This window comes from Leisingera sp. M658, assembly GCF_025144145.1.
Taxonomy (GTDB): domain Bacteria; phylum Pseudomonadota; class Alphaproteobacteria; order Rhodobacterales; family Rhodobacteraceae; genus Leisingera.
In genome coordinates this window covers 3,656,921-3,680,005 of sequence record NZ_CP083546.1, presented here as the reverse complement: position 1 = coordinate 3,680,005, position 23,085 = coordinate 3,656,921, and the positions used below count along the sequence as shown (strand labels likewise).

Sequence of the window (23,085 nt, the reverse complement as noted above, 5' to 3'; positions counted from 1 at the left end):
GCCGCCCCGGAATAAAGATTCTGAAGGGGGAATCAGGAACCGGTCCAGGGCTTCCAAAGACCCTCATTCGCGGCCAGCCATTCAGCTGCGGCGTCCTCGGGCTCCATCTCGTCAATGTCGACCAGCTTGGCCATTTCTGCGATTTGCGGGTTGGTGAAGCTGATTTCGGTCAGCGTTTCATAGGCCGCCGGCCATTTCTCTTTCATGCCGTCCCAAGCGGCCTTCTTCAGGTAGCCGTTGGCCGGATTGCCGCAGTCATAGGTGGCGTCCGGGTTCGGGCCGACGGACGGGTCCTTGTCGCAGCCTTCGACCCAGGTGGGGAATTCGACGAATTCACCTGGCCAAACGGCTTCGGCAAAGTTCGGTGTCCAGTTGAAGATCACCACCGGCTTTTTGGTCCTTTCCGCTGCGGCAACTTCGGCCCAGAGCGCCGAGGCAGACCCTGCGTTCACAACTGTGAAGTTCATGTTCAGCGCCTCGACACGCTCGGCGTCGTGCTTGAGCCAGTCAACAGGACCGCCCAGGAAGCGGCCCTTGTCGCCCGTTTCAGGTGTGGCAAAGGCTGCAGCGCAGTCGTTCAGCGCTTCCCAGCTTGGCAGGCCAGGGCAGGCGTCTTTGGTCCAGGCCGGGTACCACCAGTCTTCGCGGGTCACGGCATTGTGGTCGCCTGCATCATGCAGGCCGCCTTTGGACAGCGCCTCGTTGAAGGACTTGCCAAAGGCGCCTTCCCAGACTTCCAGTTCCAGGGTCACATCGCCAAGGCGGACGGATTCATAGACTGCCTGGCTGTCGGTCGATACATATTCGACACTGTTGCCCATCGATTCAAAGATTTGCCCGACAACGTGGCTCATCACGATCTGGCTCGACCAGTTATGGATCGGAATGATGATAGGGTCCGAGGAATCCTCGGCCATCGCCATCGGGGCCGTCATCATCATGGCCGCAGCGCTGGCCATTAGGTATTGCCGGTATTTCATGTGTGTCTCCCTGTTGTCGCAGCCCTGGTCCTGATGGCCTGAGCTTTTCCGCATTTTGAAAGCCGGGCTTTCGAGACAAGAAGTTAGGCAGCAGTTGTGAACAGGTCAGCCCGGCGGGATGAACAGGCTGGTCAGTTATGTTAAAATTTGTTAACCGGTAGGAATATTTTCGGGGGTTTCAAAATCATGGCGCATATTTTGATCATTGAGGACGAGCCCGTCACCCGGGCCACTCTCGCCAGTTATCTGGATGCCCAAGGGTACAGTGTTTCGCAGGCTGAAACTGCCGAAGACGCGGAAAGTATTCTGGAAGAACAAGAGGTTGATCTTCTGCTCGTCGACATCAACCTGCCCGGAAAAGACGGGCTGCAAATTACCCGGGAACAGCGTGCCAAGTCAGAGTTGGGGATTATCCTGGTGACCGGCCGGGATGATGAGATTGACCGGATTGTCGGATTGGAGCTTGGCGCGGATGATTATGTCTGCAAACCTTTCAACCGGCGTGAATTGCTGGCTAGGCTGAAAAACCTGCTGCGGCGGACGCAGGATGTCCGGCGTCTGTCGCGCCGGATCTACAAATTCGGGCGGTTCCAGTTCGACGTCGCGGCGCGGCATCTGCAAACGGTGCAGGGTGACAGCATTTCCCTGACCCGGGCCGAATTCGAAGTGCTGGACATGCTGGTCAGCCGGGCAGGCGAAGTGGCCTCGCGCGATGCGCTGATGAGCCGGGTTACCCACCGGCAATACGGCGCAAACCCCCGTACCGTGGATGTGCTGATCCGGCGTCTGCGCGGCAAGCTGGAGGAGGACCCCGCCAATCCTCGGGTGATCACCACCGTGCACGGCGAGGGCTATGTGTTCACGGCGCCTTTGAACTGACAGTTTCGTACTCGCGCAGCACTGCGGCCAGCGCCTCCAGGATGTGCGGGACCAGACCGGTCAGCCTTTTCAGCTGGTCCTGGGCTGCGTTCAGTTCCCCGTTTTCTGAGTGTGCTTCCAACGCTGCCAGCAACGCCGCGAGATCCTGCTGGCCAAAGGTGCTGGCAGCCCCTTTGGCGCGGTGCGCTTCTTTGGCAAGTGATCCTAAATCCTGCATTTCCAAAGCCGCAGTCATCCGGGCAAGGCCTCGCGGAAGCTCCTGTTTGAATATTCGTGCGATGTTCAGAGCTTGCACTTTGCCAAGGTCCCGTATGTTTTCCTGCATCTGTTTCTGAAGGCCGGCGCGGCGGTCCGGCTGTTCCAGAACTGCCTGGCGGGCCGATAAATAGATCGCGCCCTCGCGCCCTTGCATGACGCTGTCCAATGCCTTGGCCAGCCGTTCGGGGGAGACAGGTTTGGCGACGAAACCGTTCATGCCAGCCTGCAGGTGAGTCTCGATCTGGTCCTTTTGCACATGCGCCGAAATGCCGATGACCGGCAGTTCGGCAATCCGCCGGTCGGGCAGGGCGCGCAGGCGGCGGGTGGCCTCGGTGCCGCTGATGCCCGGCAGGTTCACATCCATCAGCACCAGATCAAAACCGGAGCCGGGCAGCAGTTCCAGTGCGCTTTCGGCGCTGCCGGTGCATTGGCAATTGTGCCCCATACGCTCCAAGTACCCTCGCGCGACCATCTGATTGATTTCGTTGTCCTCGACCACCAGCACAGACAGGGGGTGGTCAGCTTTCTTTGCCGGTGCGGGCGGGTCTTCAAGCACAAGATCAGCGGGGTTGCCCGGTTCCAATTCCAGGGACAGTGTGAAAACGGATCCCACGCCGGAGGTGCTTTCCAGCGACAACCTGGCACCGATGGTTTCGGCGAAATGCCTGCTGATTGCGAGCCCCAGCCCGGTGCCGCCGAATTTGCGGGCGGTATCTGTGTCCTCTTGCTCGAAGGCCTCAAAGATTCTGGACTTTGCTTCCGCCGATATGCCCTTGCCGGTGTCACTGACTTCAAAGGTCACCCGGTGGCGTCTGCTGGCAGTATCGTTGATCCGGATCCGCAGAATGACCTCGCCGTCGTCAGTAAACTTCAGGGCGTTGGAAAGCAGGTTGAACAGAATTTGACGGAGCTTGGCGGCATCGCCCTGCACTGCCACTGGCAGATTTCCGGGGGCATCAAGCCACAGATGGACGCCCTTGCTGTCCGCGCCGGGCCGCAGCAGCACGACGATGTCGGTTACCAGTTCCCGCAAAGAAAATGTGCTGATCTCCGGCTTAAGTGCACCGCTTTCGATTTTCGAGTAGTCCAGAATGTCATTCAAAATCTTCAGCAGATTTTGGCCGGAGACCAAAGCTGCCCGCAGCCGCTCCATCTGCGTAGGCGGCAGGCCATCGTCCGAAAGGCTGCGCAGCATGCCAAGCACGCCATTCATTGGCGTGCGGATTTCATGGCTCATCATTGCGAGGAACTCGGATTTGGCTTGATCGGCGGTTTCCGCTTTCCGGCGGGCCTCGTCATGGGCTTCGACTTCTTCCTGCAGCCGCTCGGTCTGTTCATTGACCAGGACCTGCAGATTGTTGCGGTGTTCCAGAAGTTCCTGTTCATTGCGGTCCCGGACACTTTCCAGTTCCAATTTGTCGATGGCTTGCTGGCGGAAAACTTCGACGGCTGCCTCCATCCGGGCGATTTCGTCATGCCCTTTCGGCCGTACCCGGTGGTCCAGCTGGCCGCGCATCAGGGCTGCCATCGTGCCCGACAGCTGATTAAGGCGCCGGGTGATACTTCCGCGCACATAAAACCACAGGACTGCAAGCGACAGCACAAACCCTGCAATCGCAGCAAAGCCGTTGCGCAATTGGGCCCGTTGGACGTCGAGAGCGGCAGCATTGCCGGACCGGATCACCCGTGCTTGGGCCTGGTCCGCAACGGCTGCAGCCTCGTCGCCAAGCCGCAAGGCGGTAGCCTGCAGGCCCTGCTGGAGCGCGGTTATTCGGCCTTCGGTGGCCAGAATCCTGTCGCGCAGCACAAACAGCCCGATGTCCTGCTCTGAGACGGTGCGCAATTGCGCGGCATGGCTTTCGGCCTGCTGGCGCCGTCCTGGGTCGCGGATTGCCTTGATCCGGCGGGAAACGACAAGCAGCCGGCTGGTCAGCGTTGCCTCGATCTCACCCAGTTCGGTTTCATCACCGGCGTCTTCGATCCGGTTGATCAGCAGCCCGATTTCAGCGGTTTGCGAGCGCAACTCGAACATCAGGCCCAGTTGGAACAGGTCAACCTCGATCAGCTTGTCCAGCGTATCGGTACGGGCCTGCTCCTCGATCGGGGAAGAGCCGGGGCCGTAAAGGCTTGATATCACTGCAGTAGTGCCCATCTCGGCATTTGCCACCAAAGTGTCGGCCATGCTGAGCAAGTTGTTCGCAGCGGAAAGATTTTGCCCGGCCAGCTGGTTGAATTCGCTGTGCAGGGCGATGCGGGTTTCGACCAGGGCGTTCAGCAGCGGCAGCACGCGGGATGCCTCCGTCACAGTGTCACGCAGCCGGGCGGATCCTGTGCCGCCGGCTCTCTCCAGCGCTTCAAGCCGCCGGGTCAGTGCTTGGACTTGGGCGGACAGGAACTTTGTCCGCTTTTCCCGTTCGGACTGGGTGTCAACTGCGGCCAGCTCAGGGGCGATGGCAATGATACGGGTGCTTTCCTCGGCCATGCCGCGGACTTCGGCAATGGCGGGTATGGTCTGGTTGATGACCTCTGCCTGGCGGCGTGCAAGCACCCGCAGTTCAACCAGGCCAAGGATGCCCGCAAGGGTGGGCAGTCCTGCAATGACGACGAATGCGAGGCTTAATTTTCCGCCAAGACCAAGCTTTTTCAACATCCCTGAACTGTCGCGCGCATTTGCCTGTAGTGCAAATTTGAATTTCCCTTTTGCGTTCTGCTGCCTATCCTCAGTGTCTGGAAGGGATTTTCATGCGCGCACTCTGGTTTTTGTTCTTCTCAGGGCTTTGCACTGCAGCCGCCGCGGACAGCTGGCGCCTGCAGGTTCCGCAAACCCCGTTCGATTACGAAAGCGGATACGAGACTGCAGATTATCAGCCGTTGGAGCGGGCCGCGCAGATGTGGCGGCTGTGTATTGCGTATCCGCATTTGAAGGATGCCTATTGGCTGAGCGTCAACTACGGAATGGTGGCTGAGGCTGAACGGCTGGGGGTTTCCTTTAAACTGGTTGAGGCTGGCGGGTATCCGAACTTGCAGCGGCAGATCCGCCAGGCCGAAGACTGTGTGGAGGCGGGGGCAGATGCTCTGATCCTGGGGACGGTCTCTTTTGCGGGGCTGACCGGAATGGTGGAGCGGATTTCGGCGAAAGTTCCGGTAATTGCAGCAGTGAATGACATCGCCGATGCGGGAATCACTGCCAAGGTCGGTGTGTCCTGGACGGAAATGGGCGCAGTGGCCGGACGTATCATCGCGGCGCGGCACCCCAAAGGCGCGCCGCCGGTGAAAGTGGCCTGGTTTCCGGGTCCGGAGAATGCGGGCTGGGTGAAATTTGTTGAGCAAGGGTTCCGCGCGGCGCTGACGGAAAGTTCGGCGGTGGTCGCGGTGACGAAATACGGAGACACCGGCCGGGAGATTCAAGTCCGCCTCGTCGAGGAGGCTTTGGATGAGGCGCCGGATCTGGACTATATCGCCGGGTCTGCGCCGGCTGCCGAGGCTGCGGTGTCGGTCCTGCGTGCCCGTGGTTTGCAGGGGAAGGTTCTGGTTGTGTCTGACTACATGACCCATGCTGTCTACCGGGGTGTTCTGCGTGACCGGATCATTGCAGCCCCCACGGATTTCCCTGTGCTGCAAGGGCGGCTGGCTGTGGAAATGGCTGTTCGTGCGATCGAGGGAAAGCTGCAAGTCAAGCATGCCGGGCCGAAAATCCAGATCTTTGATCAGAATTCGCTGCGCGGGGACATGCTGGAGCAATCCCTGGCACCGGCTAGTTTTGTGCCGGTGTTTGATTTTCTTCCCCAGCGGTGACGGTGCTGCGGCAGCGCTGGACCGGCAGGCGGCAGGTCTGTTGACCGGCGGCGTGTGATCTACCATCCTTCTTTCAATACTGCGGGATACCACCAGGCGGCTATCAGACGTTCTGTGGCGGTCGTGACAATGAGGTCTGCCCTATGCCAACGGCGCAGCAGAAGGGATATGTTCTGGATACCCACCGGCTGTGCGATCCGGCGCAGACGCTGGCTGCAGTCCGGCCGCATCTTGCCGGTATGGGCATCACCCGCATCGCCAATCTGACCGGGCTGGACCGGGTTGGCCTGCCCACCGTGATGGTGACGCGGCCCAATTCCCGTTCAGTCGCGGTAGCGCTGGGCAAGGGGCTGACGCTGGAAGCGGCGCAGGCCTCGGGCGTGATGGAAGCGATTGAGACCTGGCACGCGGAACGGATCACACTGCCCTTGCGGGCGGCCAGCTATCACGACTTGCGGCAAGACGCATTGGTTGCGGATGTTGAGCGGCTGCCCCGTGTGACCGGCGGGAACTTTGATCCCTGCCATCCGATGCTGTGGATCGAGGGGGAGGATCTTGCGTCAGGCCAGCCGCATTGGTTGCCTTATGAAATGGTGGATACCGACTACACCGCCCGGCCCTGCGGCGGACAGGGGGCGTTTCCGCGCACTACCAACGGTCTTGCGTCCGGCAACAGCTTGGAAGAAGCCGCCTGCCACGCGATTTGCGAATTGATTGAAAGGGATGCGATCACACTGTGGCATCATGCACCGCCGGGCCCGCGTATCAATCCCGAAACTATAGACGATCCGCGTTGCCGTGCGGCGCTGGAACGGTTTGCTGCAGCAGGATTGGACGCCGGCATCTGGAGCATCGCGACAGACACCGGGGTGGCGGCGTTTCATTGCATGATTTGCGAAGCCGGCAGCCGGCCCGGTCATATCGGCATTGGCAGCGGCTGCCACCCGGACCGGGCCATTGCCTTGCTAAGGGCGCTGACCGAGGCGGCTCAGACGCGGCTGACCTATATATCCGGCGCGCGCGACGATCTGGACCCGGATGAGTTTACCCCTAAGGCGTCGGCAGAACGCGCGCAATATGTCCGGGCATTGTTGGCTCGAACCGAACCGGTGGACCGGCTGCAAGATTGCCCGTCCTATTCATCGCCGTCCTTCGAAGATGACCTGGCATGGCTCCTGAACCAGCTGGGGGATGCAGGGATGGAGCAAGTTCTGACGGTTGATTTGTCGCGCCCGGGTCTGGGCATTTCTGTGGTGCGCGCGGTGATCCCGGGACTGGAGGCGCCGCATGACGATCCGGATTTCATTGCAGGCCCGCGGGCACTGAGGGCAACGGAGGCGCAGATTTGACGGCGGTTGTTTTCACGGGCCCGACAATCAGCGCTGAGGAGGTCTTGAACCTGCTGAATGCCACTGTTCTGCCGCCAGCTGGTCAAGGCGATGTTTACCGGGCCGCCCGTCAAGGTGCATCTGTCATCGGCTTGATTGACGGGTACTTCGAAGGTGTGCCCTCGGTCTGGCACAAGGAAATCCTGTGGGCGCTGGAGCAGGGGATCGCAGTGTTCGGCAGCGCCAGCATGGGGGCGCTGCGGGCGGCTGAGCTGTCTGCGTTCGGGATGGTTGGCGTCGGGGACATCTATGAAGCCTATGCTGCTGGTGAGATTTGCGACGATGATGAAGTTGCCGTCCTGCACAGTCCGGCGGAATTGGGCTTTGCACCGCTGAGTGAGCCGATGGTCTCGATCCGGGCAACCGTGGCGCGCGCGGTAACTGATACGGTACTGGAAGCGGATCAGGCTGCGAAACTTCTCAGAACGGCCAAGCAACTGTTTTACCACGACAGGACCTGGGAACAGATCCTTGCGGGACTTGCGGATGCATCCTGGCTTGGCAAGTTTTCGGTCTGGCTTGAAACCGGGCGGGTGGACGCCAAGCGCGAGGACGCGCAGAAGATGCTGATCCGTATGGCGGCCTTTATGGAGACAGGGGGCAAGACCGTTCCCGTTCCGCCTGAGAAAGTTGAACGCTCGCTTGCCTGGCAGGGTTTGGTGCGGCGGATCGAGGCGGAGGACTACAGTCTGCCGGACGCGGACCTGCAGGTGCTGGATGAGTTGCGCCTGGAGCCGGAGCGCTTTGGTCTATTCCGGACCCGCGCTGCAGTGCGCTGTTTGGCGCTGGAGACTGCCAGACGAAAAGATCTGCGCGCGGACCGGCAAGAGATATTGGAACAATTGAATAGCCACCGGAAAACACTCAGGCTTTTCCGCAGCGCCGACCTTAAACAGTGGCTGGCTGAAAACAGGCTGACGGCTGACGGGTATGAAGCGCTGCTTGAAGGAACAACGCTGGCTGGCACCGCCGTGAATGCCTTGGGCGAACAGCTGGATCTGCATTTACTGGCAGAGCTCCGGCAGTCAGGCGCTTATGCGCAGCTGAAATCCCGTGCAATTTCCAAGTCGCAGTGGCTGGCTGAACAAAATCAGCCGCGCAGCAACCAGCCTGACCAGAACCGGGTGCGGTTGACCCTCTGGTACTTTGAAACACGCCTGCAGCGGGAAGTTCCGGATGACCTGGATAAGTATGCCTCGGGTATCGGCCTTAAAGACCTTGATGAATTCTATGCGCTGATCCGGCGTGAATTCATGTATCATCAAAAGGGAAAAACACAGTCTGCACCGGAAAGCAGGGACCAGGCAGGGAAAATACGGTGAAACCTCCGCAGAATTGGAGGGCATATGGACGACACGTTTGAGATGGCTGAAGAAGCGCCGGGAACCCGGTTTCTCCTGTTTCCGCAATCTCCGTTCCGGACTGCGGACCCGGAACCGGAACTGGTCGAGATTTCGGCGCCGCCCGGTACTATCGGGCCGGGGCCGTCGGGACCGCGGATGTATGCGGTCAACCCTTTGGGCAAAACCATTCCGTTTGGGGCCATCGTTCCTGGCCCGTCGGGACCGGGCATGTACCTGCCGCCTTGGCATGGAGAGGTCCAGGAACCGCCGGCGCCGGATGAAGATGGCCACTTTACGCATGTTCTGCCTTCAGATCCCGGTTTTGAGGCCGCGCATTTGTTTGCCGCCGCCCATTTCACGCTGGATGTGTGGGAGGCGTATTTCGGGCACCCGATCCCCTGGCATTTTGCGCGCGACTATGACCGGCTGGAGCTGTCGCTGCTGCCTAGCCTGGACAACGCGCATATTGGCTGGGGGTTTCTGGAAACCGGCGGCACCTGGGAGCATGGCGGCGAATACCGCGCCTACAGCCTGAACTTTGATGTGGTCGCCCACGAGATCGGCCACGCCATCATCTACAGTGTCGCAGGCATGCCGGTCTCGGACGATGTGCCGGGCGAATACTTTGGGTTTCACGAATCTGCAGCTGATATGGTGGCGCTGATAGCCTCGCTGCACTTTGGATCGGTTGTGGAGGAACTGCTGGAGAACACGAGGGGCAATCTTTACACGTTCAATCAGTTGAACCGCTTTGCCGAACTTGCCGGAAGCGCGCAAATCCGGATGGCAGCGAATACCCGCACACTTCAGGAATTTGTTTCCGGCTGGAGCAGTGAACACGCGCTGTCCGAACCGTTGACGGGGGCGATGTTCGATATCCTCGTCGATATCTTTCACGAGCGGCTGCTGGTTCACGATCTGATCACGCCTGAAATGGAGGACCTGTCTGATCAGTTGGAGGAAACCCCCTATTACAGCGATGTCATGCAGGCGCTGTTTGATGCGCGTTATGCTCTTGATCCCGAAGGGTTCCGCATATCGCTGTTGGAAGCCCGCGATTTTCTGGGCGCCTATCTGGCGGAGGCGTGGAGCATGCTGGATGCCGAAAACCTCACCTATGCGGCAGTGGAGAAGGCGTTGCTGATTGTTGACCAGGAAACAACCGGAGGCGCCTTCCACTCGATCATAGAAGGCAACTTCCGCATGCGGGGAATTGGCTTTGCCCAGGCTGGACCGCGACTGGCCGAAGCGGATGAGGACAGTCATGCCAATTCCGTGCGGACACGGGTGCCCGGCAGCTGACAGGCGGATTGTCTACAAATTCTATTCTTTTTGTGCTATTTTACCCCTCAGGGGGACATTCAAGGCATCAGAACCTGCAGAAAATCCAGACCTGTCCTTTTTTGAATTGTCATCCTGATTTGTTTCCATAGCCACAGGAGTGTGTACGGTGGCCGAGTCTTTGCTGAGTTTTTCTGAAGTGTTGTTATTTGGGCGTTTGATCGACGACATGAAAATAGTCCCCAAATTTGCGGGGGCTGATGTTGGCACGGTTAGCAAGACGCCAAAATTGGAAGGTACTAAAGTAAACGGCGAAACTGTTAAGGCTGGTGACAAAGTTCTGGTCATGGCGCAGGATGACAAGGCTGAAAATGGCCTTTATGAGGTTGGAGCGGGAAGCGAAAATCCTTGGGTTCATCAGCGGCAATTCCCTAAAGGAACCATACTTGAGGTTGCTCACGGTCCCCGCCAAGGTTTGTGGAAGCAGGTCGGTGATTATGATGCCGGGCAGCAGGAATTTTCCCGGGCGGGAAAACGGCGGCAAAAAGGCCAGGGCAGAAACAACCTGCTTGGCGACCAGCTAAGCGATGATGCGAATCTCGCCCGTATCTACGGGTTTTCCTATGAGGGCACCTATTTTGAACTGCCGGAACCGGTGATTTTCCTTGTGCATGGCGACGGTGACAGCGCGACAGGTCCAGAATCGCCTGCCGATCAGGTTCAGGTGTCCCGGGCGCCGCTGAACCCTTCCGTGACCGGTGTTGCCTCGGCGGAGTATCAGATCGCAAACGACATCCGGGTTTGGGATTATGACAAGGCCGATTACACGATCCGGATGGATGTGATGGCCGGCAGGCTGGAACAGGTGCTGCTGGATGTCTATTTCGGTGACGGTGGACCTTCGATAAGCGGCGCCAAGGTCAGCGGCGCCAAGGTGAGTGGTGCCAAAGTAAGCGGCGCCAAGGTCAGCGGCGCCAAGGTCAGCGGCGCGAAAGCACGCGGGTCCGGCGACTGAGCTTGAGTATATGGCAGAGGGTTGCTGTGACTTGATAGGAAAGGGCTGGTGTTCCTGTCCTGGGGGCCGGCCTTTTAGAAACCGGCTTTCTTCAGGCCTTCGACAAAATGCTGGGTGTCTTCTTCCAGCCGGTCAGGCTGCACCTCGGTCCAGCGTTCCAATGAAAAATTCGGATGTGCTTCGCGGTGCCGGGCGGCCATGTCCCGGGCCAGTTCCATCTTGCCCATCTGCGCATAGCTGGCGGCCAGCATCCGCTGTCCCTCGGTCGGATTGTTCATTTTGGTGAGCGTTTCTATGACCGCCTCATAGTGCTTGAGGTTGTAGTAGGCGCCGCCCAGGTGCCAGAGGTATTGATCGGGAAAATAGGGGTTCAGCCGCATCGCCTGTTGCAGGCTTTCGATGGCTGTTTCATTGTCACCGGAATGGGCCAGCGCATCGGCGTAGTCCGAAAGCAGGTCGGCATCATTCGGGTTAAGCGCAAGGGCGCGCCGGTAAGCGCCGATCGCTGCGTCATGCTCTTTCCGGTAAAGATGCACAAATCCCAGCTCACCGAAACCACGGGCATCGGTTGGATCCAGCTCCACCGCTTTTTGGGCATAAGACAGGGCTGTATCCAGCGCGTGCTCGGCGTCCTTGGCCCAGGAATAGCGCCAATCAATGTTCAGGGTGCGTGATATTGCGGCCGAGGCCCGGGCATAATCCTGATCCCGCGCAAGGGCGCGTTCGTACAGGGTCTGGGCTTCGCGGTTATCCTGCCTGGTGTAGCGGAAAATAAACTGCTGCCCGCGCAGAACAAAGCCATAGGCAGCAAGATCTGCCGGTGCTGCCTGCGCCATCCGTTTGCGTTCCTGGGCTTCGATCAGAACAGCCGTTGCCGCAACGATTGCATCCGTTACCTCGTCCTGGATGGCAAAAATATCGTCGATGTTCCGGTCATAACGCTCGCCCCAGATCGTTCGCCCAGAATCCGCGTCAATCAGTTCAATGGCGATCCTTACCCTTGCTCCGGCCCGGCGGACGCTGCCGCGTGCGACGTAGCGTACCCCCAATTCACGCGCGGCTTCCTGAGGGGGCATCGAACGGGTCTTGAAGAAAAAGGCAGAATTGCGGGCTATGACAAAGAGATTTTTGAATTTGGACAGGTTCAGGATGATGTCTTCTGTCAGCCCGTCCGCAAACCAGCTGTCGGATTGATCGCCGCTCAGGCTGGCAAACGGCAGCACGGCGACCGATGGTATGCCGGGGGGCGGACGGCCTGCGGGCTGCGCCTCCGGAGGACGCCGGGTGGCGGCCATGGCCGCTCCGGCGACCTCGCTGCGGACACAATAGGAGGGCACCGGTTCCGCGATATTCTTAAGGCGCTGCGGGCCAAGAAACTCAAAACCAAAGCGTAGCCGGTTGCGGATCTGTTCATAAACCGACCCGCTGACAAAAACCCGGCCCGGTTCGGCAATTTCCTGCAGCCGGGCGGCAATGTTGACATTGTCGCCGTGAATGCCGCGGTCATCGACCAGGATTTCGCCCATATGCACACCGGCCCGAAACCGAAGCTGCTGGTCTTCTGGCCGTGCACTGTTGTTCTGCTCTGCAATGCGGTGCAGTTCGACACCGAATTTCACCGCGTTAGTCGCTGTTTCAAACAACGCTAGAACCCCGTCGCCGCGAACTGCAACCACTTGACCGTCATGCGCATTGCATGCTGTTTCCAGTTCTTCCAGCAGGGATTTAAGTGCGCTGTATGTGTCGATTTCGTCATTGCCCATAAGCCGGGCATAGCCGACAACATCGGCAAACAGCACTGCTCCAAGCTGGCGCCGGACCGTTGTTTTTTTTCTTTGGCCGCTCACAAGCTGTCCTCCTCCTGTGAGTGTCGGCAAGAACTGCCGGAGAAGCCGGTTCTGCCCTTTTGTTCTGCCGGTCAGCCTGCGGGCGGGTCTTCCGGGCCCGGCGGCCAGGCCCAGCCGGTAATCTCCGCGCCGTGGAAGCTTGCCTTCACACAGGCGTCAAGCTCCTGCGCGAGAACCCTGCGGCCGGCCTCCCATTCCTCCCTGAGGAGGCCTACAGTGATCATGTCGAAGTACCGGCCTTCTGCATACCAGGCTGCCCGCATCCTGCCTTCGGTTGCGAAGCCTGCGCGCGTGGTGAGTTCCTCGCTGCGGGTATTGTCGGCACGGTAATATGATGTAATGCGATTTAGCCCGATCTGGCGGAATGCAAAGTCGAGAAGCAGCGCAAGCGACCGGATCCCGATGCCCTGCCGGCGTCTGGACTGCTCAATGAAAAGCGCAATGATGGCGTCCCGGTTGACCATGGAGATGCTTTCCAGCCCGGCAATACCGCACAATGCATTGGTATTTGTAACAATTGCAAACCAGCACTTGCTGGTATCCGGCGCAGGACCGGCAGGGGGGATCCAGGCCTGTGCAATGGCAGGCAGGCTGAGGGGGGACCGGGCAGCGCGGTCAAAGCAGGCCAGGTCGGTCACATTCTGAAACCAGCCGGCCATTGTGGCGAGGTCTTCCGCTTCCAGCGGCCTAAGCTGAAACTCTGCGGACTGCCGGTCCGGCATTTTCTGTCCCCTTTTTCCGTTTCTAAGTGTTGCTTCCCTTGGGTCAAGGGCAGTGGCAAGATCGTCAGCTTTTGCCTTATACCACATTTAGCCGGGCTGGGGTTGCAGAAGCTGGCAGTGCTCAACCGGCCTGTGCACTTTGGCGGGAAAGGCAGGTAAGAAATACGGGCATTGATCTCTTTTGGGGTTGCGCCTGTACGGTGCTGCGATTAAACCCCGCCGCAGTGGACCGATAGCTCAGCTGGATAGAGTACTTGACTACGAATCAAGGGGTCGGGGGTTCGAATCCTCCTCGGTCCGCCACTTTTTACATGTGTAAGGCGACACATAGTTCTGCCTTTTGCGACAGAACATTGCCTTTGCGCCGCATAGCTTTACCTTTGGCCCTGTGATGACGCTGTACATATTTCCCTCTTTCAAAACTGGTTTTGAGCGAAGCCCTTCAGGGCGCTCGTCTCTAATACCTGCTCCCGGCGAGGGTTGGGGATAGCAAGTGCAATACAATTCGATGGGGTTGGTGCGGCCAGCAAGCGTCAGCTGAGGACGCCGCTATGTCTAATTGTATTGCAGGCGCGTGGGGATGACGTCCCCTAGCTCTTTTATTGGGTAGGTCGGGCGGGAACCGGACCTTCTCTGCAGGCGCGAGCCGATCCTGGCGAAACGTTGGAAGCCGACTTTCAGTCAACGCCACATGAGGTTTCTGTTCCGCAGCGCCGCAGGTCAGCTGCGAGCCCTCAGCCGTCATTGCCCTGGGGGCGGCCCTTTGCTGACGCAGCACGTCAGTCGCAGCCCAAAGCAGACCCGATCTGCCGACTGCGTTCAACTTGGCAGCACCCACAGGTCGGGCGGAATGCCGTCATTCGCGGCATCTGCGAGAGCAACTAGTCCGATCTCCGAAAACAGTCATTCAAAGTCTATAGGCAAGTTCTGTTAGGCAGCAGAAACGCCAGAAATGCTGCAGCATCCGGACTGTGCTTCGCCAGGCGACCAGCCTTAGGTAGACTGTAGGCATGCCTATAATCCATGGCATCTGCATTGTTGTTCTACCGCAATTGTGGACCGCCACAAATGTTAGCTCTGCTGGCATTCAATTCTGAGCAAAAAAGAGCTTGTATTAAAGCCGCGTCAGGCTCCTTCGAACGCGACGGTTGTCCTGCTGCTCAGCGCTCTCGCCTGGGTGCTGGCCGCCGCCTTTCCAGTCGTCGGTTGCAAGCCAATCCTCAAAATAGAACAGCCACAGGTAGGTCCAGGGAATGATCGTCTGGTCAACCCGTTTTGAAGCGGCCCATTGTCCGGTGCTGGGCAGATAGAGACAAAGACGCAGCGGCTTTGTGTAGACGTGCGGGATCAGTCTGCCTTCAGCCAATGATGTAAGCTCCGGATCCTTTACAAAGACATCAGGAGATTGTCCGGCTTGGTACTTGAATGTGACGCTGTACGCCCTGGAGAGGGCCGTGGGCTGGATGGTCGTGTGCCATGTTAGCGTTCGAGCCTTGATGCTGCCGGTGCCACCGACAACAGCGCTTGAGCGGAGAAACAGGAGCTGCTGCGCCAGTGTCAGGTCCTGTTTTCCGCCCGGTTTCATCACTGATCCCCGAAGAAGGTGTTGGAGGGGACGGCCGTCGTCGCCGCTGCTGCTTTAGTGGTGGTCAAACCGATGGTGGGTGCCACCAGCAGACTGTTCGTTTTTCTGGCGCCTGATACCGTGCTGATGTGCTTTTCAAGGACGTTGTTTGCCACGCGATCTCCGAAGGAGCGCTGCATATTCAAAGCCAGCGTATCCTGACCAACGCCGTCCCGGAGCGCTTCGAAGTCAGCGAGCGCGTTCTCGTGCCAATCATAGAATGCCTTGGCTTTGCGCGCATCCTTGTTCCAGCCCTCAGCGAAATTCTCACCCTGAGTGGTCTCGTTCCAGACCGCATATGCCTGTTGGCCATCGATGATAGGGCGCTCGATGAAATGAGGCATCATGCGGATAGTCTCGACCAGGACATCAAGTTCATCTTCGAACACGTGGCGATAGATGCAGTATTCGTATGCCCTCATCGCCAAGGTCGTGATGACCACCGAGATGGGCGCGATTTCATCCGTGTTGTGCTCAAAGAACAAATCGCGGTGCCTTTTCAGGAGCTGGACCGTGCGCCGAAGAATTCCTTTCGCCGACTGATATGCAGGGAAAGGTTCGACCGTCGCCTGATCGCGTTGCATCGCCACCATCCTGCGCGTCAGCCGCGGTTTAAGAGCGGCCCGCTCATCGAACTTTGCTTTGTAGGCTCTGGGGTTTGTAGGATGCCATTCGCGAAGCTTGCGATCAGGAACCAGCTCGCCGTCATTGTGGCAGCGGGGGTTGGCGATCGTCGGGGACAGATCGAGATGAAAATCCCCTTTATAGTCGAGCCGCCAACACCGTTTCTTTTCCTGCAGGATTGGTGCGTAGGTCTTGTGTTCACGCAGGCGGTTGCCGACGGCGGCCTTCAGTTGGGTAGGGGAGATCCCTACAGATACCGCTGCACAGAAACAAATGAGATCCACATCGAACTCATCGCGCCCAATGGGCTTCACTGCGGTGCCAAGCGCGCTCGATCCCTGCAGGTAGACAAGCGTCTTGACGAGAATTGGGTCGTCGGAGCCGGAGATCCACTCTCCAACCGCGTTGTAGCTTTGCCGGGCGCGTTCGAATTGCGTCTCTGTCAGGTCGAGGGCCTCGCCGATTTCATCCAGGATGGTGAAGATACTGGCGCGGCGGCGAAGGTCGCCGTCTGTCAGCGGGGACCGGAAAATCGTGTTCATGCTGCGTCCTCCGCTAGTCGATACACTGGGTTAAAGGGGTCAGCCGGTTCATTGAAGAACACGGGCTTCAGGTGTGGTTTGGCATTTCGGGCAGCAGATGCCCCAAGCCCCTTGAGGCGCTTGATCTTCGATGTGTCGTCCAACGAGAAGAAGCCTGACGACACCGGCGGTGAATAACGATGCAGTCTTTCGCCGTCATAGGGGTGGTTTAGGAGCAGTTTTGCCATCCCAAGCGCGCCGTGAGACTGCCCGTCGGTGTAAAGGTTGAGCAGCTTGAGATTGATCTGTGCCAGGCCGGGTTCTTCGGGGAGCATGTAAATTTCATCAGAGCACCCGAGGCTCAGAACCCGAACTTCAGGTGGCTGCCATCCCAGGATCGAAATCGCCTCCACGACGGCGATGGCCGTCGGGTTGTTGGCCCAGGTGCCACCATCTGTCAGACCGACATCGTCGGATGTGCGATGGCGCTTGAAATAGGTAGGCGCGGCTGCGGTGGCCAGCGCAGCGTCCAGCGCCGGTCTGAGGTAGTCCGTTGTCAGCCGTTCATGATGGGCAGTTTTGTAGATATAGGGGCTGCGTTGATCCGGGTCCCACGCCGGAATGACCAATCGTGTTTGCGCATCTCCGATCTTTGCATCGTGGAGAACGGCCTCTAGTTCTTGCGCGAGGATGTCGGCGTCATGTTTTGGCTGAACCAGGTGCCGCCCGAAGTCCTTCAGTTTGGTGAGCGCTTTGCTGGGCCAGCGTTTCTTTGCGTCCGCATCCTGTTCCTGACCAAAGATGGTCGGTCCGCGGTCTTCATACAGCTTGAGCAGGCTGCTGGCGCTGTGCCCGAGGCCAAGACCCAGAGCGAGGATGCCGCCAGTAGAGGTTCCGGATATGAGGTCAAAATAGCGCCCGATGGGTTCTTGAAGGTCTTCTTCAAGTGACGCCAGGAACGCTGCTGGCAGCGTTCCTTTGATCCCGCCGCCATCAATGCAGAGGATTCGCCGGATGTTCTTGTGATCTTCCCTGTTTTCCATAGGTTTTCGTCTGCCTCATCGGTTTACAAATTTGCCTCCTTGCCTGCCTTGTGTTACATTATATTAACAAAATGCCGCATTTTCAAGCTTTGCGGTTTACAAAAAAATAACTAGTTGGGTGTTTTGTAAACCCATCTCTGGGAGAAAGACATGATTGGCAAACGTCTCAAAAGCGCCAGAGCCGCTTCCGGGCTCTCGCTTCGTGCCTTATCGAACGCTATGGGTCACAAGGTTTCGGCTCAGGCTATCGGGAAGTACGAGCGGAATGAGGACATGCCCGGGTCCAGCGTGCTGATCGCGCTGGCGCGCGCGCTTGCGGTATCTGTCGACTTTCTCCTGAGCGATGATGAACTAGAACTTGAAGGTGTTGAGTTCCGCAAATTGGCAAGCTCTTCCGCAAAGGAAGAGGCCATGATTGAAGCAAAGGCGTTAAGTTGCGTCGAAAAGTACCTGGCCATCGAAAGCCTGCTCAATCTTTCGAGTCAGGATTGGGATGAGCCGCAAGGGGCGCCTTACTGGGTAAATGACCCTCGCGATGCGGAAGACGCGGCTCGAAACCTTCGTGATGCATGGCTGCTGGGCAAGGATCCGATCCCGATGTTGTCGGAGCTGCTGGAAGAGCATGGCATCAAGGTCTTTTCATTGGACGTTGATCGTGTGGACGGATTGGCGGCAAAAGTGCGCCGCAAAGGCAAGCATTCGGCCCGCGTCATTATGATCAAGAAGCATACATGGTCTGAGCGAAAGCGGTTTAGCCTTGCGCATGAGCTTGGTCATATCGTGCTCAAGGTCGCGCCCGGCTGCAATTCAGAGCGCGCGGCAAACCGGTTCGCCGGGGCGTTCCTGGTTCCTGCAGAGGTTCTGCGACAGGAGATTGGAACAAAGCGGACGGATATCAGTCTCGGTGAGTTGGTTAGCCTCAAGGATCGGTTCGGTGTGAGCATTCAGGCGCTGACCTACCGCTGCAAAGACCTTGAGATCATTTCCCAGGCCACATTTGGCCGCCTCTTTGACATCTATAGAGAGCGCGGGTGGCGGGATGCGCCTTTCAAGGAGCCCAATAGTCTGGAATGGGATGTCGAAGAGCCCGGCCGTTTCCGCCGCCTGTGTTTCCGTGCCTTGTCAGAGGGACACATTGGGCTTTCGCGGGCATCAGAACTTCTGGAAATTCCCGTCCGAAGGCTGGAAGAACAGTTGGACTATGTGACATAAGGAACGGGTGCAAGTCCTTGTTTCTGATACATCAGTTCTGATCGACATCGAAAGAGCCTCACTGACAGCGAGGCTCTTTGAGCTTCCTTATGAATTCGTGGTGCCGGACGTTCTTTTCGAAGAGGAACTTCTGGATTGGATCGGTCCGGAACTGGTCGAACGTGGCCTCCGAGTTGAGGAGCTGACGCCCAACGAAGTAGAGCAAGCTACTCGCCTTCGGCGAGAAAGGGCCATGCTTTCCGTGCCGGATGTTTTCGCGTTCGCGCTGGCGGCAGCTCGAGATTGGACGCTGCTAACAGGTGATGGCGCTCTGCGAGAAGAAGCAAAGTCTCAAAGAGTCCGCATGCACGGTGTGTTGTGGGTGTTCGATCAGTTTGAAGAGCATGGAACATGCGCAACAGATGATCTCAAAGTCGGGCTGACCGCGCTGCGAAACCATCCCCGGTGCCGATTGCCGGTTCGAGAGATCAATGTGCGTCTTGGGCGATATTAGATTGCCAAGACTTATAGATCGCGCAAGACGCTTCGCGAAGCCTTTCAACGGCTTGCCCTGTCTGGCCTGCTCGCAATGACCCTGCGCCGTGGTGCCTTTGTTCGCCAGCCCGGACGGGCGGAACTAATGGAGATCTTCGAGGTGATGGCAGAGCTGGAGGCCGTTTGCGGTCGGCTGGCTGCGCTGCGGATCTCGGAAGAGGCGCTAACTTGCGACTGCAGTAGATCGCAAACATCGCCGAGCATCCATGGGGCTTCACTTGTAAGACTACTCAGAGTTCGAGGCGCCGTTTGGCTTGATGTGGATCATTCAAAACCCCCTCCCGATATGGGAGAGTGGTGTGGTTAAAATCACCTGGAGGGGGAAACGCTTTGGTTCGAATTATAGCTGTGGCAGCGCTAGTATTGAATTTTAGTACTGGAACTGCATTTTCAGAAGCCTTGCCAACAACAATGGGGCCCGAAGGGCAACCTGTGTTGGAGCATAGCGGCGGATGTAGGAAGTCCTCCCCGAAAGGGAAGTGCTGCCACGCCGGCTCAAAACCCTACCACTGTCACTAAGGGTAGCCTTGAGGCCTCTTCGCTAGGTAGCGACCTGCTCCGCTTTGATCCAAGGCAAAAGGTAGCGCAGCAAACAGGCAAGGTCTGCCTTGACCTTCATCTACTGCTGTCAGGCTACAAATTCAGAAAACTCCACGGAACCAAACCAATAGTACGCATAAAGAAAGGAACTCGACGGTGACACCATACCGAGATTGGGACAATGATTCCGGCGTCAATGCATATGACGTTGGGCCAACGCACATCGACGTGGAATTCAAAAGTGGTGCAGTCTATCGCTACACAGAGCAATCAGTAGGTTCAATGAACTTAAGCCAGATGGTGAGCCTGGCCAAAGCTGGCGAAGGTTTGAACTCATTTATACAAAGAATAGTAAAAAAGCGCTATTCGGCACAGTTGAGGTGAGCCCTTTGCGGTCACCGACTACCAAGCAGGCCCTAGCACCTGCGGAGGGACGTGAAGCAGCCCATAGCGGCCCCATGCCTGGTGACCAGTTGAGAGGGCCAGCACATGCAAGTCAGACGGATAGCTGTCTGTAAGCCGCGGCCTAGACGAACGGCAGAGCATGCTCTCAGAATCTTCGTCAAGACGTAATAACCTGATCGCCCGTACCGCGGCTCATAGGTACAGTGAGGCAAAGTGCCTCCGGCCCCTCCTGCCAATTTTTGTGGAGTGTTGGTACAGTATGAATATCCATTCATCATTGACTTCAGCCAGAACTCGTGCGGACTGTTACCCATTATTGCTGTGTCCTAATGCACAGTAAGAAGGTACGCGCAGGTATAATTTTTAAACCAAAAAAGGATAGCATTCATGGCACTTAAACCAGGACCAAAGCCGATAGCTAAATCGACAGGGAAACCGGATCAGCGCCGCCGGGATAACAAATCCACACCAGGGAATACACCGTCCCTCAAACCTAGCAAATCTAGCAAGCCCCCCCAAGAAAAAATGAAAAAGGGCTCTCGATAAATTGCCCTTCTGACCCGACAGTCGACCGGTCTGCGCGAAATGCCGCGCAGTCCGGTCACTTCTAACTTGTATGGCGGCTCTTGGGGCGGAAAGGCCGCTTAGGGCCGAGCGCCTCTCAGGAATCTCCAACCTCCAAACTTGCAGATGGTGAATTTCTGCGCAAAGCGGATGCATCCAAAGCCCAGGTTTCGACCGCGGCGAATGGCAGGAAGTCCCGCGAAACCGCTGTCGGTTGTCGAACAAGGGCAGGATGCTGGGCTGCATCCGATGACTGGTCCGAGCCCAGAGCGGTCACTGACCACCAAGCAGGCCTTCGCACCCGCAGAGTACCGTGCGGCAAATCCTGACGTGCAACCAAGATACTGATCTTCAATGATGGGTTATACATGACAACTGTTTTCTTTTCCTACTGCCACGCTGACGAGGCACTACGAGACCAGCTGGAACGCCAGCTCAGAATCCTTCAGCGTCAAGGCATGATAGAGACTTGGCACGACCGCCGTATTGAGGCTGGACAGGACTTCGCCGGTGAGATCGACGCGCACATTGAAGCCGATGAGATCATCTTGCTGCTGGTAAGCCCGGATTTTCTAAACTCTGACTATTGCTATGAGATCGAGATGACTCGTGCGCTGGAACGACACAAGGTGGGAGAGGCCATCGTAATCCCGGTCATTCTGCGCGATTGCCTCTGGCATGGCGCCCCCTTCGGCAAGCTGATGGCTACACCAACGGACGGCCGCCCGGTCACGCAATGGCCGGACATCGACCATGCGTTCCGTCTCGTCGCCGAAGCCGTTCAGGCAGCGGCAAAGCGCATAGGTAATCCACAAGCGAGCTCCAGGTCGTCAGCGGCACCTGCAATCATGCAAAACACGCAGTCCGTTAACAGATCGGAATCGGATCAAGTGATCCGGTCAAGTAACCTGCGGGTGGCCAAAACGTTCACGGACCGTGATCGTGATGCATTCCAGACCGAGGCGTTTGAGTTTATGGCGAAATATTTCGAGAATTCGCTTTCTGAATTGTCTGTTCGCAATCCCGAGATTGACGGGTCGTTCCGCAGGCTCGACGCAAATCGCTTCAGTGCGGTTGCCTACCATAAAGGTCAGGCTGCGAGCCGCTGCACCGTGTTCATAGGGGGGCGGCATATGGGGGGCATCGCTTACACTGCGACCGAAAATGCTGAAACCAACGGGTTCAATGAGAACCTAACCGTCGAAGCCGATGAGCAAACCCTTTTTCTTCGGAGCATGGGGATGGCACACTTCGGTCAAAACCGAGATCAGAAGCTGACGTTTGAGGGTGCGGCAGAAACTTATTGGCAGATGTTTGTGAAGCCACTTCAGTAACCACATCAGTACCTTTAGGGGTATCTGGCTTTGTTTGGCGATGATTTCATTAAGGCTACGAATCCTGCATAGCGGGATGACGGAAGATTACGGGCGCGAGGCCAGTCTCGGGATCATTCTCGTTGAGGACAATTTTCCAGGAACTAAATACTGCTTCGATGGGTGACCTGTCGGGTTTGGTACCTGTCAGCGGACAGTTGACTTTGTTCTTCATGGGCCCACGGGACCGAAATGCACATAAGCCATAGGCACCGTTCCACATGACGATGTCGCCAATTTCAGGTGAGGCGTAGCCTCCCACTTGGATATCCCCAGTAGGGTCGAGCACAAGTTTCCAGTCTTGGCCATACGAGAGGCAGAGGTCAGGTCTGTGATCCACATAGTGAATACTGAATAAATCGTCGCCTTGGCCATGCAGTGTCGCGAAGCCAAGGTCTTCATCGAGTTTGACAATAAGCATGGCGAGTTCCGCCCCTCTGCCAAAGTTGCAGAGACCGATTTCTCCCACTTCGAAGTCGGACATTGGCTTGAGATTTGTTGAGAACAGAACTTCCATAATACTACCTAACTTTCTGTTTACACGCGGCATTTTGAATCGATTTTTGAGACCAATTAAACCTACTGACCGAACTAAGTAGAGAGAAGTGACATAGTGCGAGTGGAAGCCGACCAACTGAAAATGCGTAGCTTACCCCCCCCTCTATTGCCCCTATATCTCACGCCAATGCCTCGGCGGCTAGGTCTGGTTCAGCGGATCCATATCCCCGAGCGGGCACCGCGTGAGAGGAGATTGCAAGCTATGCGTAAAACAGACCTTCGCGCAGATTGCTGAGAATGACCGCAATCCGCCCTCAGACCTGAGACGGCCGTTCTTTGCCGAGTATTTCGCTCCCTCAGCGAATGGCCGGTAGGTCCCGGCAGAGGCATTGCCTGCGATGAAATGCTGCACTCGGTAGCCAATGGCCGCTTTGGCGACCGCTGCAGTGCAGCGGCTGGATGGCGACGAATGTCCCCAATGGGCCGTTTCGTTGGTCTGGCGGCCTCACTTTGGCCTCAAGCGCGTCGCAGTGCCCCAGCTCGGCATGGAACTCAAAGCGTCTGTCGCAACGAAGCTTGAGCCTTCGTTTAATTGAAGCGGGAGATTGACAGGCCGAGTGAAGGACGCCCCTATCACCA

General features: G+C 57.6%; 18 protein-coding genes, 1 tRNA gene and 1 pseudogene. 12 read left to right on the top strand and 8 right to left on the bottom strand.

Annotation, left to right across the window (positions count from 1 at the left end; genetic code table 11):
- Nucleotides 1-32: 32 nt before the first annotated feature.
- Nucleotides 33-980, bottom strand: coding sequence for an ABC transporter substrate-binding protein (locus tag K3724_RS18040; protein WP_259987889.1), 948 nt, complete (start codon nucleotides 978-980; stop codon nucleotides 33-35).
- 186 nt (nucleotides 981-1,166) lie between these two features.
- On the opposite strand from K3724_RS18040, the gene K3724_RS18035 reads away from it, so the two are divergent.
- Nucleotides 1,167-1,859, top strand: coding sequence for a response regulator (locus tag K3724_RS18035; protein ID WP_259987887.1), 693 nt, complete (start codon nucleotides 1,167-1,169; stop codon nucleotides 1,857-1,859).
- Here K3724_RS18035 and torS read toward each other — a convergent pair.
- On the bottom strand, nucleotides 1,840-4,767 hold the full coding sequence (gene torS, locus K3724_RS18030; RefSeq protein ID WP_259987885.1) for a TMAO reductase system sensor histidine kinase/response regulator TorS: 2,928 nt from the start codon (nucleotides 4,765-4,767) through the stop codon (nucleotides 1,840-1,842). The two genes, K3724_RS18035 and torS, sit on opposite strands and share 20 nt — an antisense overlap.
- Before the next feature lie 92 nt (nucleotides 4,768-4,859).
- Between torS and torT the strand changes: the two genes are divergently transcribed.
- From torT to K3724_RS18005, 5 genes are all read left to right on the top strand, one after another.
- Nucleotides 4,860-5,912, top strand: a complete 1,053-nt coding sequence (torT, locus tag K3724_RS18025; RefSeq protein ID WP_259987883.1) for a TMAO reductase system periplasmic protein TorT — start codon at nucleotides 4,860-4,862, stop codon at nucleotides 5,910-5,912.
- A gap of 143 nt (nucleotides 5,913-6,055) precedes the next feature.
- On the top strand, nucleotides 6,056-7,261 hold the full coding sequence (locus K3724_RS18020; RefSeq protein WP_259987881.1) for a YcaO-like family protein: 1,206 nt from the start codon (nucleotides 6,056-6,058) through the stop codon (nucleotides 7,259-7,261).
- Nucleotides 7,258-8,622: a TfuA-like protein gene (locus tag K3724_RS18015; protein WP_259987879.1), complete on the top strand. Its 1,365-nt coding sequence runs from the start codon at nucleotides 7,258-7,260 to the stop codon at nucleotides 8,620-8,622. Before K3724_RS18020 ends, K3724_RS18015 begins: the two co-directional genes overlap by 4 nt.
- Nucleotides 8,623-8,646: 24 nt before the next feature.
- Nucleotides 8,647-9,945, top strand: a complete 1,299-nt coding sequence (locus tag K3724_RS18010) for a hypothetical protein (RefSeq protein ID WP_259987877.1) — start codon at nucleotides 8,647-8,649, stop codon at nucleotides 9,943-9,945.
- Between the two features lie 148 nt (nucleotides 9,946-10,093).
- Nucleotides 10,094-10,939 (top strand): hypothetical protein, encoded by an 846-nt coding sequence (locus K3724_RS18005; RefSeq protein ID WP_259987875.1) that lies wholly within the window; start codon nucleotides 10,094-10,096, stop codon nucleotides 10,937-10,939.
- A gap of 74 nt (nucleotides 10,940-11,013) precedes the next feature.
- On the opposite strand, the gene K3724_RS18000 is transcribed toward K3724_RS18005, so the two are convergent.
- Nucleotides 11,014-12,786, bottom strand: coding sequence for an adenylate/guanylate cyclase domain-containing protein (locus K3724_RS18000; protein WP_259987874.1), 1,773 nt, complete (start codon nucleotides 12,784-12,786; stop codon nucleotides 11,014-11,016).
- Nucleotides 12,787-12,857: 71 nt separating this feature from the next.
- Complete coding sequence (locus K3724_RS17995) at nucleotides 12,858-13,508, bottom strand: GNAT family N-acetyltransferase (protein ID WP_259987873.1); 651 nt, start codon at nucleotides 13,506-13,508, stop codon at nucleotides 12,858-12,860.
- A 226-nt stretch (nucleotides 13,509-13,734) separates the two neighbouring features.
- On the opposite strand from K3724_RS17995, the gene K3724_RS17990 reads away from it, so the two are divergent.
- Nucleotides 13,735-13,811: transfer RNA gene (locus K3724_RS17990), tRNA-Arg, on the top strand.
- Nucleotides 13,812-14,622: 811 nt separating this feature from the next.
- On the opposite strand, the gene K3724_RS17985 is transcribed toward K3724_RS17990, so the two are convergent.
- The 3 genes from K3724_RS17985 to K3724_RS17975 are packed head-to-tail and all read right to left on the bottom strand — an operon-like array spanning nucleotide 14,623 to nucleotide 17,320.
- A complete protein-coding gene (locus tag K3724_RS17985) occupies nucleotides 14,623-15,093 on the bottom strand; it encodes a hypothetical protein (RefSeq protein ID WP_259987872.1) in 471 nt (156 codons plus the stop codon).
- Nucleotides 15,093-16,298 (bottom strand): nucleotidyltransferase, encoded by a 1,206-nt coding sequence (locus K3724_RS17980; protein WP_259987870.1) that lies wholly within the window; start codon nucleotides 16,296-16,298, stop codon nucleotides 15,093-15,095. Before K3724_RS17980 ends, K3724_RS17985 begins: the two co-directional genes overlap by 1 nt.
- Entirely contained in the window at nucleotides 16,295-17,320 is a 1,026-nt protein-coding gene (locus K3724_RS17975; RefSeq protein ID WP_259987868.1) for a CBASS cGAMP-activated phospholipase, read from the bottom strand. Before K3724_RS17975 ends, K3724_RS17980 begins: the two co-directional genes overlap by 4 nt.
- A gap of 150 nt (nucleotides 17,321-17,470) precedes the next feature.
- Here K3724_RS17975 and K3724_RS17970 point away from each other — a divergent pair, with 150 nt between their 5' ends.
- The 5 genes and pseudogenes from K3724_RS17970 (at nucleotide 17,471) to K3724_RS17950 (ending at nucleotide 21,909) form a co-directional block, all read left to right on the top strand.
- Nucleotides 17,471-18,532 carry an XRE family transcriptional regulator gene (locus tag K3724_RS17970; RefSeq protein WP_259987866.1) on the top strand — a complete coding sequence of 354 codons (1,062 nt, stop codon included), beginning with the start codon at nucleotides 17,471-17,473 and terminating at the stop codon, nucleotides 18,530-18,532.
- A 7-nt stretch (nucleotides 18,533-18,539) separates the two neighbouring features.
- Nucleotides 18,540-19,025 carry a hypothetical protein gene (locus tag K3724_RS17965; RefSeq protein WP_259987864.1) on the top strand — a complete coding sequence of 162 codons (486 nt, stop codon included), beginning with the start codon at nucleotides 18,540-18,542 and terminating at the stop codon, nucleotides 19,023-19,025.
- Between the two features lie 18 nt (nucleotides 19,026-19,043).
- Nucleotides 19,044-19,232: pseudogene (locus K3724_RS24030) on the top strand (GntR family transcriptional regulator); the annotation flags it as partial.
- A gap of 530 nt (nucleotides 19,233-19,762) precedes the next feature.
- Complete coding sequence (locus K3724_RS17955) at nucleotides 19,763-19,990, top strand: hypothetical protein (RefSeq protein ID WP_259987862.1); 228 nt, start codon at nucleotides 19,763-19,765, stop codon at nucleotides 19,988-19,990.
- Between the two features lie 953 nt (nucleotides 19,991-20,943).
- On the top strand, nucleotides 20,944-21,909 hold the full coding sequence (locus K3724_RS17950) for a toll/interleukin-1 receptor domain-containing protein (protein ID WP_259987860.1): 966 nt from the start codon (nucleotides 20,944-20,946) through the stop codon (nucleotides 21,907-21,909).
- Nucleotides 21,910-21,964: 55 nt separating this feature from the next.
- Here K3724_RS17950 and K3724_RS17945 read toward each other — a convergent pair whose 3' ends face one another.
- A complete protein-coding gene (locus K3724_RS17945) occupies nucleotides 21,965-22,432 on the bottom strand; it encodes a hypothetical protein (RefSeq protein ID WP_259987858.1) in 468 nt (155 codons plus the stop codon).
- Nucleotides 22,433-23,085: the final 653 nt, after the last annotated feature.